The sequence below is a fragment of the Candidatus Obscuribacterales bacterium genome (genome assembly GCA_036703605.1).
Lineage (GTDB): Bacteria > Cyanobacteriota > Cyanobacteriia > RECH01 > RECH01 > RECH01.
In genome coordinates, this window is sequence record DATNRH010000482.1 from 1 (window position 1) to 1,049 (window position 1,049).

At 50.2% G+C, this 1,049-nt stretch carries 1 protein-coding gene; it reads left to right on the forward strand.

The window, feature by feature from the left end:
* The first annotated feature begins 433 nt into the window (after window positions 1-433).
* Window positions 434-688, forward strand: coding sequence for a DUF6761 family protein (locus V6D20_10295; GenBank protein HEY9816170.1), 255 nt, complete (start codon window positions 434-436; stop codon window positions 686-688).
* Window positions 689-1,049: the final 361 nt, after the last annotated feature.

Genomic DNA, 1,049 nt, shown 5'->3' on the forward strand with positions numbered 1-1,049 from the left:
CACCTGATATGTGAGGGGATCAATTCGGGAACACTAGTAGCAAAGGAAACGACCCTACTTCTAGGATCTAGCTATTTAGATCCAGCGATCGCTCCCTGAAACCACCCTATCGTGATCCCAGATGAAGCCGTTGCGAACCTAGCTCCTTACAGATGTAACATTTCGTAAGGAATCATGAATAAACTGCTGTGTAAGCCTGGAAATGCAACAAAAAGCACCAAGATCGACCGATTGCTGACTCCATTTATATTGCGTTAAGTTGCGATTCCAAGATAATTTTTTCATCAAGGGTGGGTTTCCGTCCTGTAGGCGATCGCTCAAAACGCTACCATAGAGTTAAGTAGAGTCATTTTTGGTCTACCTTAGTCATCTAGCGATCGATTAACGATCCCCGCGCCATTTGCTGTATCAAGCACTACCACCTAATTGACCTATGCTTCAAGATGCCCAGGCAATTCGCCACTACCAACGCATTACCGATGCCCTGACTGAGCAGTGGAACCGAGGGTATCGCCTAGATGAGCTACGCCTGTATCTCGACGGGTACCTAGCTGCTCTACGCAATTCCAACGTGCTAGAGCCCTATCTGGTTCATCGCCTTGAAGACGAAGCGGTGCGCTACCTGTTCGACACCAGTAACTTCGCCGTCCCCGAGCCCGAGATGGAGCCCGACTACGACTACCGCTAAGCGGCCAATGATTCCCCAGACGCCGCTCCCCAAGATCGACAAGCGATCGCTTTGGGATCCCCACCGCCTCCACCCACCTGGGTGGAGGTTGTTGTATGAGGGCGTTGCTCTTGAATGATGGGTTCCAGCGGCCATGAGTTCCGGATAGAAGCGATCGCCCCTGAAAACCTCTTCAGTGACCATCCAAGTCTCGAAACCGCCTAGAAATCTTCGTGCTTTAATTTTCTTGGATTCAATGCACGCAAACTTCCCATTAGCGCGTATTCTTGGGAGGAACTTTTGATGCTGGCCAGCCCTAGTTGTTCAACGAACAACTGGCCGCTTGCTACACAGTTCGGTGTTCGTACTATATTCTGACACG